The sequence below is a fragment of the Acinetobacter sp. genome (assembly GCF_049284435.1).
GTDB lineage: Bacteria > Pseudomonadota > Gammaproteobacteria > Pseudomonadales > Moraxellaceae > Acinetobacter.
Genome location: NZ_JBAPXX010000129.1, coordinates 22,706 through 37,646 on the forward strand (window position 1 = coordinate 22,706; position 14,941 = coordinate 37,646).

At 43.9% G+C, this 14,941-nt stretch carries 12 protein-coding genes; 10 read left to right on the forward strand and 2 right to left on the reverse strand.

From position 1 onward, the window contains the following. Window positions 1-10: 10 nt before the first annotated feature. The 10 genes from aroB to WAK81_RS11270 all read left to right on the forward strand — a co-directional run bounded on the left by aroB (window position 11) and on the right by WAK81_RS11270 (window position 14,027). A complete protein-coding gene (aroB, locus tag WAK81_RS11225; RefSeq protein WP_422196875.1) occupies window positions 11-1,090 on the forward strand; it encodes a 3-dehydroquinate synthase in 1,080 nt (359 codons plus the stop codon). A 10-nt stretch (window positions 1,091-1,100) separates the two neighbouring features. Beyond that, a complete protein-coding gene (locus WAK81_RS11230; protein ID WP_422196876.1) occupies window positions 1,101-1,979 on the forward strand; it encodes a hypothetical protein in 879 nt (292 codons plus the stop codon). Window positions 1,980-2,427: 448 nt separating this feature from the next. Continuing rightward, entirely contained in the window at window positions 2,428-6,903 is a 4,476-nt protein-coding gene (gene gltB / locus WAK81_RS11235; RefSeq protein WP_422196877.1) for a glutamate synthase large subunit, read from the forward strand. Window positions 6,904-6,975: 72 nt separating this feature from the next. After that, the gene (locus tag WAK81_RS11240) at window positions 6,976-8,397 is read left to right on the forward strand and encodes a glutamate synthase subunit beta (RefSeq protein WP_422196878.1); all 1,422 of its coding nucleotides are present in this window, start codon (window positions 6,976-6,978) and stop codon (window positions 8,395-8,397) included. Window positions 8,398-8,578: 181 nt separating this feature from the next. Beyond that, window positions 8,579-9,169, forward strand: a complete 591-nt coding sequence (locus WAK81_RS11245) for a LemA family protein (RefSeq protein ID WP_005108521.1) — start codon at window positions 8,579-8,581, stop codon at window positions 9,167-9,169. 30 nt (window positions 9,170-9,199) lie between these two features. After that, window positions 9,200-10,243, forward strand: coding sequence for a TPM domain-containing protein (locus tag WAK81_RS11250; protein WP_422196879.1), 1,044 nt, complete (start codon window positions 9,200-9,202; stop codon window positions 10,241-10,243). Continuing rightward, window positions 10,237-10,797, forward strand: a complete 561-nt coding sequence (locus tag WAK81_RS11255) for a TPM domain-containing protein (protein ID WP_422196880.1) — start codon at window positions 10,237-10,239, stop codon at window positions 10,795-10,797. Before WAK81_RS11250 ends, WAK81_RS11255 begins: the two co-directional genes overlap by 7 nt. Before the next feature lie 210 nt (window positions 10,798-11,007). Beyond that, window positions 11,008-11,502 (forward strand): pilin, encoded by a 495-nt coding sequence (locus tag WAK81_RS11260; protein WP_422196881.1) that lies wholly within the window; start codon window positions 11,008-11,010, stop codon window positions 11,500-11,502. Window positions 11,503-11,570: 68 nt separating this feature from the next. Then, complete coding sequence (gene tfpZ, locus WAK81_RS11265) at window positions 11,571-12,308, forward strand: TfpX/TfpZ family type IV pilin accessory protein (RefSeq protein ID WP_422196882.1); 738 nt, start codon at window positions 11,571-11,573, stop codon at window positions 12,306-12,308. Between the two features lie 84 nt (window positions 12,309-12,392). Then, window positions 12,393-14,027 carry a Wzy polymerase domain-containing protein gene (locus WAK81_RS11270; RefSeq protein WP_422196883.1) on the forward strand — a complete coding sequence of 545 codons (1,635 nt, stop codon included), beginning with the start codon at window positions 12,393-12,395 and terminating at the stop codon, window positions 14,025-14,027. Between the two features lie 49 nt (window positions 14,028-14,076). On the opposite strand, the gene bfr is transcribed toward WAK81_RS11270, so the two are convergent. Next, on the reverse strand, window positions 14,077-14,541 hold the full coding sequence (gene bfr / locus WAK81_RS11275) for a heteropolymeric bacterioferritin subunit Bfr (RefSeq protein WP_422196884.1): 465 nt from the start codon (window positions 14,539-14,541) through the stop codon (window positions 14,077-14,079). 212 nt (window positions 14,542-14,753) lie between these two features. Beyond that, window positions 14,754-14,941, reverse strand: a 188-nt coding sequence (locus WAK81_RS11280; RefSeq protein ID WP_422196885.1) for a (2Fe-2S)-binding protein, incomplete at its 5' end; no start/stop codon positions are given.

Below are 14,941 nucleotides of genomic sequence, written 5' to 3' on the forward strand. Positions count from 1 at the left end.
TTAATCAAGCATGCAAACCTTATATGTAGAACTCGGAGAACGTCGTTACCCTATTTTTATCGGGAGCGATCTGGATCCACAGGCCTTATTGGCACCCTATATTCATGGCAAGCAAGTGATGATTGTGAGTAATACCACAGTTGCGCCACTTTATTTGCAGCGTTATCAAACTGCAATTGAAGCTCTGGACAAACGTATTGCGACCTGTATTCTGCCTGATGGTGAAAAATATAAGGATAGCCAGCATCTGAATCTGATTTTTGATGCACTGCTTGAAGCCGGGTTTAATCGGGACTGTACCGTGCTTGCGTTGGGTGGTGGTGTCATTGGGGATATGGCCGGATTTGCCTCGGCCTGTTTCCAGCGCGGAGTATATTTTATCCAGGTGCCAACGACTTTGCTGTCGCAGGTAGATTCAAGTGTCGGTGGAAAAACCGGGATTAATCATCCACTCGGTAAAAACATGATTGGTGCTTTCCAGCAACCGCAAGTGGTACTGGCGGATATGTCGCAGCTTTCTACTTTGCCTGATCGAGAGCTTTCAGCAGGTTTGGCTGAAGTGATTAAATATGCCCTACTCGGTGATGAAAAGTTTTTAGTCTGGCTTGAAGAAAACATGGATGCGCTGGTCGCTCGTGATGAGGAATTACTGGCTGAAGCCGTTTATCGTTCCTGTGCACATAAAGCCCGTATTGTGGCCAATGATGAGAAGGAGCAAGGGGAACGTGCTTTACTCAACTTAGGTCATACCTTTGGTCATGCGATTGAATCCTACATGGGGTATGGTGTCTGGCTACATGGCGAGGCTGTTGCCACCGGTATGGTGATGGCTGCGGATCTGTCACAGCGTATGGGCTGGATTTCTCAAGAAGATTTGGAGCGTACAAAAAAAATCATTTCTCGTGCCCAATTACCTATCGTTTGTCCTAAAATCCCTCTGGATGATTTTCTGGCCTATATGGCCCATGACAAAAAAGTCTTAAATGGACAATTGCGTCTGGTGTTATTAAAGCAATTAGGCAAAGCAGTGATTACCCGGGACTTTGAACTCGAGTTAATGAAACAGGCAATTTTAGCCAATCAGGCATAGGTTTAGTTTTATGGCAGCATTACATACTCCTTGGCAAAAGATTCAGCATTATTTCTGGCTGGTCTGTGGTGTATGCTGCCTATTTGCTGCCTTGGTCTTTTGGGCGGTGACTGATTCAGATGACGTCGTCGAAATTGAAAAAAAGTCTGAAACTGAAGTTCAGTTGCAGATTCAACCAGAAAAAGTAGCAACAATGACCCATCTTGGTGCGCTTTTTCAAGAAGTGAAACCACTGGACCTAAATACACGTACCGTCGTGAATGCCAGTCATGAGCCTGAATTTCGCGGTACCAAATTTGTGAATGAAACCAAAAACCAGCATGCAATTGAATTATTTCGTGTGACCAATGAAGCAATTTTAAAAAGTTTTCTTAAAAAACAGTCCGATCGTAAGCCTTTTATTTATTTAAGAATCTCGGGTGAAAATCAGCCAGAACAATATGTATTGTTGTATGGTCAATATAAGACGGCGGCGCAAGCCAATCAGGCACTCTCTACACTGAAGTTAAATTTACCGGCTTCAGTTAAACCCGAAGTCGTGCCAATGCAGCAATATGTCAGTCTGGTCAATAATCTGGGTTCAGAGGAATTGGCCAGTAATCAAAAGCTTTATGAAATTCGTTTGAAAAATGTGCCTTTGCCGAAAGTAGATGAATCGGTGCGACTTAGACAGCAGCAAACCCAAACTGAGTCCAAACCGCGTAGCTCTGATGCTGCGACTACCAGTACCACAATTGTGCGCCGTGATTCATCGGGAAATGTAGTTGATGTACAGAAATCTGAAAGTGCTGTAGAAGGCACACCTCAACCGCAAAATAATAATAATCGACCTGCTCAGGGCAGTAATCCGCGTCCTCAGAATAACGAGATTAGTGATCCATTTAATTAGTTCGGTCTAAAATAGCGCATCCAAAAAATTACAGAATTAAAAATGAGCGCTTTTGGTGCAAAAACTGCACATTAAAATTAACCTTTAGAGTGCTATTCTACGCTAAATCTTTGTCATCTGTATTGTTTTAATTTATGCGCTGTTTGTTGGCATGGAATTTGCTTTATTGGTGCATGAATTGAATTAATCTCCCTGTTTTAGCGCGAAAAATGATTCGATGACACTATGTGAATGTCATATTTATTCCAGATTTTTATGTTATTCATGAGCAGAATAAACTTTATTTGTTATGCATTTAGTCTAAAAAAGGACTAGTCTGAAGAAATAAAGAAAAATGCTTTTGCTCTACCAAGACGGTCTTCGAAAGTCCATTAGACGCCAGCGCAGAGAAAATTTAGATTATTTAATAGCCTGTTGAGGCTTAGTGAAAGAAGGGTACGCTATGCACATGCCATCGCCTAATAATGTAGCTCCCGCTCAAGGTTTATACCAACCGGATGAGTTTAAAGATAACTGTGGTTTCGGTTTGATCGCCCATATGCAGGGTGATGCTAGCCATGATCTCGTCAAGACCGCGATTCATAGTTTGAGTTGTATGACCCATCGTGGTGGTATTGCCGCGGATGGCAAGACGGGAGATGGTTGTGGTCTGCTCTTGGCAATGCCGAAAAAATTCTTCCGTGAAGAAGCAAAATGCTTAAGTGATACCACCTTAAGTGAAGTCTTTGCTGTGGGTTCAGTATTTCTAAATCTTGATCCGGCGCTTGCTGCACATGCCAAACAGATTTTAAATAAAGAAATTGAAGCTGAAGGTTTAATTGTTCTGGCTTGGCGTGTGATTCCGACCAATGTCGATGCATTGGGTGAAATTGCCCTGCAATCAATGCCTGCCTTTGAACAGATTATTGTCAATTGTCCAATGGGTGTGACTGAGGTTGAATTTAACCGTAAGTTATTCCTGGCGCGTCGTCGTGCAGAACAATTGTTGGTGAGTGATACGTCTTTCTATGTCACGACGTTATGCTCAACGGTCATCAGCTATAAAGGCTTGATGATGCCGGAAGCGATTGCAGATTTTTATACAGATCTGGCTGATCCACGTTTGGAATCGCATATTGTGGTCTTCCATCAGCGCTTCTCGACCAATACCTTACCTCGCTGGCCTTTGGCACAACCGTTCCGTTACTTGGCACACAATGGTGAAATCAATACCATTACTGCGAATCGTAACTGGGCCATGGCGCGTGTGCCGAAATTTGAAAATCCATTATTGCCAGGTTTAACTGAACTGAATCCAATTGTGAACCGTACCGGTTCAGATTCTTCAAGCCTGGACAACATGCTGGAGATTCTGGTTGGCGGTGGCATGGATCTGTTCCGTGCACTTCGTATGCTGGTTCCGCCTGCTTGGCAGAACGTGGAAACACTTGATGCTGATCTTCGTGCTTTCTATGAATTCAACTCAAAACACATGGAAGCCTGGGATGGTCCTGCAGGTCTGGTGATTCAGGATGGTCGCCATGCGATCTGTATGCTGGATCGTAACGGCCTGCGTCCTGCGCGTTGGGTCATCACCAAAAATGGTTATATCACGCTGGCTTCTGAAATTGGCGTGTGGGGTTATCAACCTGAAGACGTCATTTCTAAAGGTCGTGTTGGGCCTGGCCAGATGTTGGTGATCGACACACAAACCGGCAAGGTGCTGGATACACAAGATGTCAATAATCATCTGAAACGTATGCGTCCGTACCGCGAATGGTTACGTGAAAATTCTGTGCGTTTGCAAGGCAGTCCAGAGCTGGAAGAATATTTATGTGATCAAGGCTTAAAAGGCGATGGCCTGAAAGCGGCACAAAAAATGTTTATGGTGACCTTTGAGGAGCGTGATCAGTTATTGCGTCCGATTGCCGAAAGCGGTCAGGAAGCTGTAGGCTCAATGGGTGATGATACCCCAATGGCAGTATTGTCACGTCAAGTACGTCATGTGTCGGATTATTTCCGCCAGCAGTTTGCGCAGGTGACCAACCCACCGATCGATCCGCTGCGTGAATCGATTGTGATGTCACTGGAAACCTGTTTAGGTCGTGAACAAAATGTATTTGAGCAAGGACCTGAGCATGCAGACCGTTTGATCATTTCCAGTCCTGTGCTGTCTAATTCGAAAATGCATCAAATCCGTACGCTGGGTCGTGCTGGTTATGAAATTGCAGATATTGACCTGAACTATGCTGAAACCGAGGGTTTGGAAGCAGCGATTGCGCGTATTTGTGAAGAATCTGCACAAGCCATTCGTAATGGCAAAACCCTACTGGTACTTTCCGACAAGAAAATCCGTGAAGGTTACTTGCCTGCCAATGCTTTCATGATCACTGGTGCGGTGCATCATCACTTGATTAATACTGGTTTGCGTACAGATGCCAACCTGATTATTGAAACCGGTTTTGCTCGTGATCCACATCAGTTTGCAGTTCTACTTGGTTTTGGTGCGACAGCCATCTACCCGTACCTAGCTTATGACGTAATCAATGATCTGGTCGCGAAAGGCGAATTATTGGGTGATCCAATTTATGCACAAAACAATTTCCGTAAAGGGATTGAAAAAGGTCTACTGAAAGTCCTTTCGAAAATGGGGATTTCTACGGTTGCTTCTTACCGTGGTGGTCAGCTGTTTGAAGCAGTGGGCTTATCTAATGAAGTGGTGGATAAATGCTTCATCGGTGTACCAAGCCGTATTCAGGGCGCAACCTTTGTTGACCTTGAAAATGATCAGAAACAGTTGGCGGATATTGCCTGGAAAAACCGTAAACCAATCGATCAGGGCGGTCTGCTAAAATTTGTATTCGGCAAGGAATACCATGCCTTTAACCCAGACGTGATCAACTCACTGCATAAAGCAGTACGTTCTGGGAACTACGCAGATTTTAAAGAATATGCTGAACTGGTAAATAACCGTCCAATTGCGACCATTCGTGACCTATTCAAGCTGAAAACAGACAATTCGATTCCAGTCGATCAAGTGGAATCGGTGGAAGAGATCCTACCGCGTTTTGACTCTGCCGGTATGTCTTTGGGTGCATTGTCGCCTGAAGCACACGAAGCGATTGCGATTGCCATGAATACGATTGGCGGTCGTTCAAACTCGGGTGAGGGCGGTGAAGATCCAGCGCGTTACGGCACCCTCCGTAATTCGAAAATCAAACAAATTGCATCGGGCCGTTTTGGTGTGACACCTGCTTACTTAACGTCTGCAGAAGTCCTTCAAATTAAAGTCGCGCAAGGTGCAAAACCAGGTGAAGGTGGCCAGTTGCCGGGTGGTAAAGTAAACGGTCTCATTGCCCGTTTGCGTTACTCTGTGCCGGGCGTTACCCTGATTTCGCCACCTCCGCATCATGACATCTATTCAATTGAAGATTTATCACAGTTGATCTTTGATTTAAAACAGGTTAACCCACAGGCGATGGTGTCAGTTAAGCTGGTTTCCGAACCGGGTGTCGGTACGATTGCGGCAGGTGTAGCGAAAGCGTATGCCGATTTCATTACCATTTCTGGTTATGATGGCGGTACAGCGGCTTCTCCACTTTCTTCAATTCATCATGCAGGTTCCCCGTGGGAACTGGGTCTTGCTGAGGCGCATCAGGCCCTTCGTGTCAATGACCTACGTGGTAAAGTTCGCGTACAGACAGATGGCGGTTTAAAAACCGGTCTGGATGTCGTAAAAGCAGCAATTCTCGGTGCTGAAAGCTTCGGCTTTGGTTCGACTCCGATGATTGCACTCGGTTGTAAATACCTGCGTATCTGTCACTTGAATAACTGTGCAACCGGTGTCGCAACTCAACAAGATCATTTACGTCAAGAGCATTATATTGGCGAGCCACAAATGCTGATCAACTTCTTCACCTTTATTGCTGAAGAAACCCGTGAATGGCTGGCAGCACTCGGTGTGTCTAGTCTAAAAGACCTGATTGGCCGTACTGATCTGCTAGAAGTCTTGCCAGGTGAAACTGCAAAGCATGCACATCTTGATTTGAGTAAATTACTGGAATCGCATCCTGCAGCGGAAGGCAAAGCTCAATACTGTCAGGTTCAAGGTAATGCGCCATTTGATAAAGGCATTCTGGCTGAAAAAATGGTGGCGGAAATCCTGCCTGCGATTGAAGCAGGAACTGGCGGCGAATATAGCTTCACGATCGGTAACTGTGACCGTTCGATTGGCGCACGCTTGTCTGGTGAAATTGCGAAACGTTATGGCAACCTGAGCATGGAAGCGCATCCGGTGAAAGTTCACCTGAATGGTACTGCGGGGCAGTCGCTGGGTGTGTGGAATGCTGGTGGTCTGCATATCAGCCTGGAAGGTGATGCCAATGACTATGTCGGTAAAGGCATGGCTGGTGGTCGCATCTCGATTTTCCCGCCAAAAGGTTCGCCTTTCCAGACGCAAAATACCGCGATTATTGGGAACACCTGTTTGTACGGTGCCACTGGCGGTAAGCTATATGCAGCCGGTACAGCGGGCGAGCGTTTCGCGGTGCGTAACTCGGGTGCATTTGCCGTGATTGAAGGTGCAGGTGATCACTGCTGTGAATATATGACCGGCGGTATTGTTACGGTGCTGGGTAAAGTTGGGCATAACTTCGGTGCAGGTATGACTGGTGGTTTTGCTTATGTGCTTGATCTGGATAATGACTTCGTTGATCATTATAACCACGAACTGATTGAGCTGAACCGTATTTCCACAGAAGCAATGGAAGAGCATAAAGCCTTCCTGGGTCGTATTCTGGATGAACATATTAAAGAAACGGGTAGTGCTTGGGCGTATAAGATCCGCCATGAGTTTGACTTCTACAGCCGCAAGTTCTGGTTGGTAAAACCAAAAGCAGCCAACTTGCAAACGCTGTTAAAAACAACTCAAGCTGATCCACAATAATTCCACTACTGCAGAAACATAGGCAGATGTAAGGCAACTGTGAACCCCTTACATCTACCCACGGAGAGAGACATGGCAGAACGCCTGAATAATGACTTTCAATTCCTGGATGTCGCACGCCAAGATCCAGAGAAAAAAGAGATTGATGTCCGCAAAGCAGAATTTGTGGAAATTTATAAGCCTTATACCGCGGAAATTGCAGCCAACCAGACGCATCGCTGCCTCGGCTGTGGTAACCCGTACTGTGAATGGAAATGTCCGGTACATAACTACATTCCAAACTGGTTAAAACTGGTGTCTGAAGGCCGTCTGTTCCAGGCGGCTGAACTGTGTCACCAGACCAATACCTTGCCAGAAGTCTGTGGTCGGGTCTGCCCGCAAGACCGTCTTTGTGAAGGGGCATGTACCCTGAACGACGGTTTCGGTGCGGTAACGATTGGTAATGCGGAAAAATATATCAACGATACCGCCTTTGCTTTGGGCTGGCGTCCAGATATGTCTAATGTGAAATGGACCAATAAAAAAGTCGCGATTATCGGGGCAGGTCCTGCAGGACTTGGCTGTGCAGATATTCTGGTACGTAACGGGGTAAAACCTGTAGTGTTTGACAAGCGTCCGGAAATTGGGGGGTTGCTGACTTTTGGTATTCCAGAATTCAAAATGGAAAAAGACGTAATGAAGCGCCGCCGTGAAATTTTCACCGGTATGGGCGTGGAATTCCGTCTGAATACTGAAATTGGTACAGATGTGACCATCGATCAGTTACTTGCCGATTATGATGCGGTATTCATGGGTATGGGAACCTATACCTACATGAAAGGTGGTTTTGCCGGTGAAGAATTGGATGGTGTCCATGATGCACTGGACTTCCTGATCGCCAACGTAAACCGTACCCAAGGTTGGGAAAAAGATCCAGCTGAATACATCAGTGTACAAGGCAAGAAAGTCATCGTTTTAGGCGGTGGTGATACTGCCATGGACTGTAACCGTACTTCGATCCGTCAAGGTGCTGAGTCGGTAGTTTGTGCTTATCGTCGTGATGAAGAAAACATGCCGGGTTCACGTCGTGAAGTACAAAATGCACGTGAAGAAGGGGTGAATTTCCAGTTTAACCGTCAGCCGATCGAAATCGTCGGTGAAAATGGCAAAGTAACTGGGGTGAAAGTGATCAGCACTCAGCTAGGTGAGCCGGACAGTCGTGGTCGCCGTAGTCCAGAGCCGATTCCGGGTTCAGAAGAAATTCTTCCCGCGGATGCAGTCCTGCTTGCTTTCGGTTTCCGTACCAGCCCAGCCGACTGGTTCACTGATGTAGAAATCAATCTGGATGGTTCAGGTCGTGTCGTTGCAGCTGAACAGCAGCAATACAAATTCCAGACCTCGAATCCAAAAATCTTCGCTGGTGGTGACATGGTGCGTGGTTCGGATCTGGTGGTTACTGCAATCTGGGAAGGCCGTCAGGCAGCTGAAGGTATCCTGGATTATCTAGATGTTTAACAGTTGAAAATTCACTGAAGTCATTCAAACAACCCGCTACGGCGGGTTTTTTAATTTTGATTGTCTGTAATTCAAAGATAGATAATTAAAAAAATTATAAAAAGTAACAAAACTTTAGAAAATACTGTTTAAAATCAAATTAATTATATAAATATTAATAAAGAATTGAGGACAAGATATCATGCGTGTATTCAAACAATCTCTTATTGCCTTGATGCTGGCCAGTACCTTGACCCTGAGTGGTTGTGGTTATAACACCTTGCAAGTCAAAGATGAAGCAGTCACTGCCGCCTGGTCGGAAGTACAAAACCAGTATCAGCGCCGTGCCGATTTGGTGCCTAATCTGGTCAATGTAGTCAAAGGCTATGCCTCGCATGAAGAGCAGGTTTTAACTGAAGTGACACAAGCACGTGCCAATGTTGCCGGTTTGAAAGTAGATCGTGAAGTACTGGAAGATCCTGAACTGTTTCAGCGTTATCAGGAAGCACAGGCCCAGATGACCAGTGCCTTGTCGCGTCTTTTGGCTGTGACTGAAAATTATCCAGATTTGAAAGCAAATCAACAGTTCCGTGATTTACAGGTACAGCTCGAAGGCACTGAAAACCGGATTGCTGTGGCACGTAACCGTTATATTACAACAGTACAGGACTTCAACTCTTATGCGCGTCAGTTCCCGCAAGTCATGACCGCCAAAGTGATTGGCATGGACACCAAACCGAACTTTAGCGCCGAGCAAAGTGCACAGAAAGCTCCAACGGTTTCCTTTGAATAAGTACTGACTTGTAAATAAGTGAGGAATCAGATGTCTAATATTCTGCTGAAATACTGTGCTGGTTTGATTCTCACGCTGGGCATGGGAACGACAATGCCTGTTTCAGCAGAAACAGCCACAGCTACAGATACTGAAGAGGTCATCGTAGCCCGTGAAATTTTGCAGCCTAAAACGAATCAAAATACTCAAACTCAAAATACAGAAACTACAGCAGCATCACAGCCACAAATTGCCAATGATATGGCAGAAGGGCAGCTTCAGCGCGACTTGCCAAGTCTGAATGAACCCGTCATTGATCAGGCAAATTTACTCAGTCCTGCTGAAAAAAAGCAACTCAGTCAGCGTATTCTAAAACTTTATAATGAAGGTAAAGGGCAAATAGGTGTAGTCATTGTTCCGACCACGGGGCAGGAAGATATTTTTGATTACTCCATGCGCGTTGCTGAAGCCTGGCAGCTTGGCTCGGCTAAACGCGACAATGGTTTGTTGATGACCATTGCCATTAATGATCGCCGTATTCAAATTTTGACCGGTTATGGCCTGGAGGGGGTACTACCTGATATTGTGGCAGGTCGGATTATTCATGATAAAATCACGCCATTTTTTAAGCAAGGTCAGTATGCGCAAGGCATTGATTCCGGGTTAACCGAAATTGAACGGATTCTCAATTTAGATCCTGAAATTGCGGCACAGGCCGCGGATGAAATCAAAGAACGTCAGGAACAAGCTTATCAAGCCCAAAAAGCATCTCAAGCCACTTTTGGGAGCGTTATCTTTATTATTATTGCAGGTATCGTAGGTTCCATGATTTTCGGCAGAAAATTGAGCGCTGCGACTGCCGCAGTTGCAGGGACGGCTGCCGGTCTGGTGAACGGCATAGGGTTACTTGCAAGTTTAATGATTGGCGCAGGTATTTTCTTTTTATTGGTAACCTCCATTGCTCAGCTGATTTTACATGCCTTCTTGGCGGGTGGTGGTCGCGGCGGCGGTAGTGGCCGAGGTGGTTTTGGTGGCGGCGGCTTCGGCGGTGGTGGTGGTGGATTTGGCGGGGGAGGAGCATCAGGCTCATGGTAACAACTACAGATACGACAGATATAATCACGCAGCCAAAGCTGGAAGAGCATGTGCAGCCGAGTTTTAAACGCTGGTTAAAACATTTCTTTTATATGCCGGCAACCAAGCGTTTTTTCTCCAAGCAGGATCAGCATGCGATTGCCGTCGCGGTTGAAGAAGCTGAACAGGGACATGTGGGGGAGATTCAGGTGGTGATTGAAGGCTGTCTGCCTTCACGATCTGCTTATTATCAAGATACCTTATGTCGAGCCCGACAGTTATTTGCTGAAATTGGGGTTTGGGATACCGAATATAATAGTGGGGTGCTACTCTATTTGAACCTCTGTGAGCATAAGGTTGAAATTGTGATTGACCGGGGTATTAAAAATGCAACGACCCAGCAAGTCTGGGATCAAATCTGTCAAAACATTATTCAGCATTTAGTTCAGCAGAAGTTTAAAGAGGGAGTTATTGAGGGGGTGCAGCAAATTGGACAGGTTTTAGATCAGTACTACGATCATAAAATGGACGATTTAGAAAATGAATTAGGTAATAAACCGATTATTCTAGGGTGATTTTAGTCAACTAACTGACATTTTTTGTCAGTTAGTTACACAAAAGAAAACACAATGATTACAAAAATAAAAATATTTTTTTAAAGTGCTGTTTTTTCTCTCAATTTTATTATAATAAAACTTGGCACACTTAGTGCTAAATATAAAATTAAGCTAAATGAGCTTTTCTTTAGGCTTATAAATAAACAAAAAACATTTGTGGAGAATGTTATGAATACAGTACAAAAGGGTTTTACCCTTATTGAATTAATGATTGTTGTAGCAATTATCGGCATTTTGGCTGCGGTTGCGCTTCCTGCCTATCAAGACTATACGATCCGTGCAAAAGTGACAGAAGGTCTGTCTTTAGCTTCTTCTTATAAGACGGCAATCACTGAAACACATGCATCTCGTGGCCCAACAGGGATGGTTGCTTGTACAGATGCAACAACTTGCCAAGCTATGGGTATTACATATGTATCAAACAACAAAAATGTAAGTAGTATTACATCTGCTAACACAGGCATAATTACTATTAACTATACAACAGCGGTTGTTCCAGCTGCGAATAGTAAATTATTATTAGTTCCTCAGACTAATGCTGCAACTCCTGCTGATTTAGCACTTAATGCTGCAACTTCAGCAGGTACTCAATTCCAATGGGCATGTCGTCCTGATGCGACAGGTGGTATTGAAAAGAAATACGTTCCAGCGAATTGTCGTTAATTTTCATTATAAAAAAGACTGGTTAGCCAGTCTTTTTTTTATCCAATTTTCTATTCCAGAGTATTGCTATGAAAAATAAGCGTGTACAATTTTTTCTTTGTCACTTTTTCATATCTAGTTGTATTGCAGTTATGTTGTTAATGTGGACATTTTGTGTGTGGTATCCAACTCCTCTAGCTAAAGCAACAGATGTTACGCATATATTCTTAATGCTTTTAATTGTTGATGTTATTCTTGGACCTCTTTTAGGTTTTATTGTTTATAAAGAAGGAAAAAAAACACTTAAATTTGACTTAAGTGTAATTATATTTATTCAAATTGCTGCACTTTGCTATGGGGTTTTTAGTATTGAACAAGGCCGGCCTGTGTGGTTAGCTTATAATATTGATCGTTTTGAGTTAATACGCAAAAATGAAATCATTGACGAGCATTTAGATCAAGCACAGTCTCAATTTCAACAAACATCATTGTTGCAGCCGCAATATGTTGCGGTAGAGTTTTCTAGAGATAAAAAACAACGTGAAGATGATATGTTTGCCGAAGCCTTAGGCGGTATTTCAATCGCACAAAAACCTGAGCGTTATGTGGATTTTGTTCAAGCTATACCTCAAATTAAACAACGAGCAAAAAATGTAAAAGAACTTGAGCAATACAATGATATACAGCAAGTTCAAAAAATCTTACATAAATATCCAAATGCAGATGCTTGGTTGCCTTTGAAAGCAAATGCTCTAGATATGGTAATACTCATTAACAAAGAAAAAGCTGAAGTTGTTAAAATCGTCGACCTGCGCCCTTGGGACTAACACAGGCAAAATGATAAAAGCAGATTACCCTTGAATCTGCTTTTTTGTATATCATGTGCCAAACTTTTATTGCCTGATATTTCCATGAAATTCACGCTTGCCCTCATCGCAGCAATCCTGATCTCCCTTGCTTGGCTCATGCCCATTCACTACCGCCCTTGGGTCACCTATACCGGTGAGCTGTATGCTTTCTTTGCGCTATTTGCATTAGCTGCAATCTGCCTAAAAGAAAAACTAGAATTGCCTGTAGTAAGTTTACGTTTGTTGTTACTCGCCTGTGTACCGTTTATACATTTGCTGGCAGGACAGGTCTTTTTCTTTAGCACTGCCATGCTGGGCTTCATTTTTGTCTTTAGCTTTTGGCTGGCAAGTGTGTTGGGTTATCACCTTTCAACAGGGGACTATAACCGGGAAGAAGCTTTCACTAATCTGAGTTATGTTTTTCTGGCTTCAGGTACTCTCACGGGAATTATTGCGATATGCCAATGGACGAATTTGGATTCAATATTGCCAGGGATGGTGAATATTAGCGGCAACCAGCGACCTTATGCCAACTTTGCCCAGCCGAACAATATGGCGACTTTTCTAGTCATGGCATTGATGAGCTGTCTGTACCTCTATGAAAAGAAAAAAATCCAGACCAAATGGCTATTTGCCTGCGCTGCAGTGATTGTTATGGGAGTGGCGTTAAGTCAGTCACGTACCGCGTGGGTCGCTGCGATTGCGATCATACTGTATCTGGCGTTCTATCAATATAAAGGTATTATTCGCCTAAAATGGTATTACAGCATCACTTGGTTCATCTTCTTTATTGCCTGTATCGTGGCTTTTCCATTACTTAGTCAGCTCGCTGCACAGGCGATGGATGCACAAGTGGTACAAAGCCGGGATGTGGTAGCGCGTGCCACCGGAGATATGTCACGCCTTGCGATCTGGGAGCAAATGCTGGCAGCCATTCAGGCGCAACCATGGTTTGGTTATGGCTGGTATCAGACCAGTGTCGCTTTTGTCTCGATTAGCGATACTGTACAAGGCCCTGTCTGGATTCGTAGCGCGCATAATTTTATTCTGGACTTTTTGCTCTGGAATGGATTGATCATCGGTTTGCCATTTTTGGCCTATTTCGGTTATTTGGGTTATCAGTTGCAGCGCTGGGTCAATACGCCAGAATCTGTCATCGGGATTTTGATGATCGGGGCGTTTGTTACGCATGCCATGTTTGAGTTTCCACAGCATTATGCCTATTTCCTGCTGCCAGTAGGTTTTATTCTGGGTACGGTTCTGGCACAAAATCCAAAAATTAAAACAGTGGTTATGCCATCAATCGGCATGAAATTCATTTTTGCTGTCGGGTTACTTTTATTGATTGTGATTTATCGCGATTATGATGTTGCTGTGCCAAAACTTGGGCAAAGTATTCGTTATGAAAAACAGCCGGAAAAAATCACCAATGAAAAACCGATTTATCTGCTGACCGAATTTAATCATCGCATTGCCTGGATTCGTCTGAATCCTTATAGCAAGGTGTCTGCTGAGCAGATTAAGGAAGGTGAACAGATGGTGTTAACTTACCCGACCAAATATAACCTGATCAAATATGCCAAACTTTTAGCTTTTAATGGCTATGAGGTGGAAGCCAAGCATCAGCTGCAGCGCTTAAAAACCATTCAAAAGACTGAAATAAGTTATGAGGAATTAGCGCAGGATATGCCTCGCTAAATACAAAAAAGCCAGCAGATGCTGGCTTTTTCTTGTCTTAATTTTGAGTTTAGAGCTGACTTTGAATATAGTTTTCGATACCAATACTTTCGATCAGATCAATCTGTGTCGTGGTCCAGTCTAGATAGTTTTCTTCTTTCTCTAGAATTTCCTGTACCAGATCACGCGTCACATAATCCATTTGGGTTTCACCCAGCGCGACAGCTTTCTGGATAGCTTCGATATTTTCTTTGACTTTGCGCACGTCACAATGCAGCACTTCTTGAGTATGCTGACCAATATAAAGTTTGCCCAGATTCTGTAAATTCGGCAGACCTTCCAAAAATAAAATACGTTCAATAATTTTGTCGGCATGTTTCATCTGAACAATGGATTCTTTATATTCTGCTGAGCCCAGTTTCTCAATGCCCCAGTCATTAAACATGCGTGAATGCAGGAAATACTGGTTAATGGCAGTTAAGTGGTGATACAACACCTGATTGAGCTGATTAATCACATCACGATTGCCTTTCATTACATCACTCCATTTAAACCTGTTTATCTTTCTAAGAAAGCGTTTTAACTCTGATAGTAAAGCAAGTCAGTGGACAATGGCGAGTAATTTATGGAACAGCAAATGAAAATCGCAATCGAATCGATCCAGACTCAGATAAATGGCAATAAAAACCCATCAGAGTCAGAGGGAAGAATGATCGAAGACCATTGATTTATGATTGTGTTTATAGTTCAGGCAGCCACTCCTAGGCGTGCTGCAATTTGTGATACTTCATCACTGATGATCATGCGGGCTTCTGGTGCACAGCGGCCACAGCAAGTCCCCAAGTCCAACATATCGCGAACATCACGATAACTTTCAGCGCCATTTGCAATAGCATCTTTAATGTCTTGATCTGTAATGCCACGGCATAAACAAA

Excerpts from the sequence above, each read along its gene's own strand:
- WAK81_RS11250 (WP_422196879.1), top strand. The coding sequence starts at position 9,200 with ATGTCTAATATTCTGCTGAAATACTGTGCTGGTTTGATTCTCACGCTG.
- bfr (WP_422196884.1), bottom strand. The coding sequence starts at position 14,541 with ATGAAAGGCAATCGTGATGTGATTAATCAGCTCAATCAGGTGTTGTAT.
- gltB (WP_422196877.1), top strand. The coding sequence starts at position 2,428 with ATGCCATCGCCTAATAATGTAGCTCCCGCTCAAGGTTTATACCAACCG.
- WAK81_RS11255 (WP_422196880.1), top strand. The coding sequence starts at position 10,237 with ATGGTAACAACTACAGATACGACAGATATAATCACGCAGCCAAAGCTG.
- WAK81_RS11245 (WP_005108521.1), top strand. The coding sequence starts at position 8,579 with ATGCGTGTATTCAAACAATCTCTTATTGCCTTGATGCTGGCCAGTACC.
- tfpZ (WP_422196882.1), top strand. The coding sequence starts at position 11,571 with ATGAAAAATAAGCGTGTACAATTTTTTCTTTGTCACTTTTTCATATCT.
- WAK81_RS11240 (WP_422196878.1), top strand. The coding sequence starts at position 6,976 with ATGGCAGAACGCCTGAATAATGACTTTCAATTCCTGGATGTCGCACGC.
- aroB (WP_422196875.1), top strand. The coding sequence starts at position 11 with ATGCAAACCTTATATGTAGAACTCGGAGAACGTCGTTACCCTATTTTT.
- WAK81_RS11260 (WP_422196881.1), top strand. The coding sequence starts at position 11,008 with ATGAATACAGTACAAAAGGGTTTTACCCTTATTGAATTAATGATTGTT.
- WAK81_RS11270 (WP_422196883.1), top strand. The coding sequence starts at position 12,393 with ATGAAATTCACGCTTGCCCTCATCGCAGCAATCCTGATCTCCCTTGCT.
- WAK81_RS11230 (WP_422196876.1), top strand. The coding sequence starts at position 1,101 with ATGGCAGCATTACATACTCCTTGGCAAAAGATTCAGCATTATTTCTGG.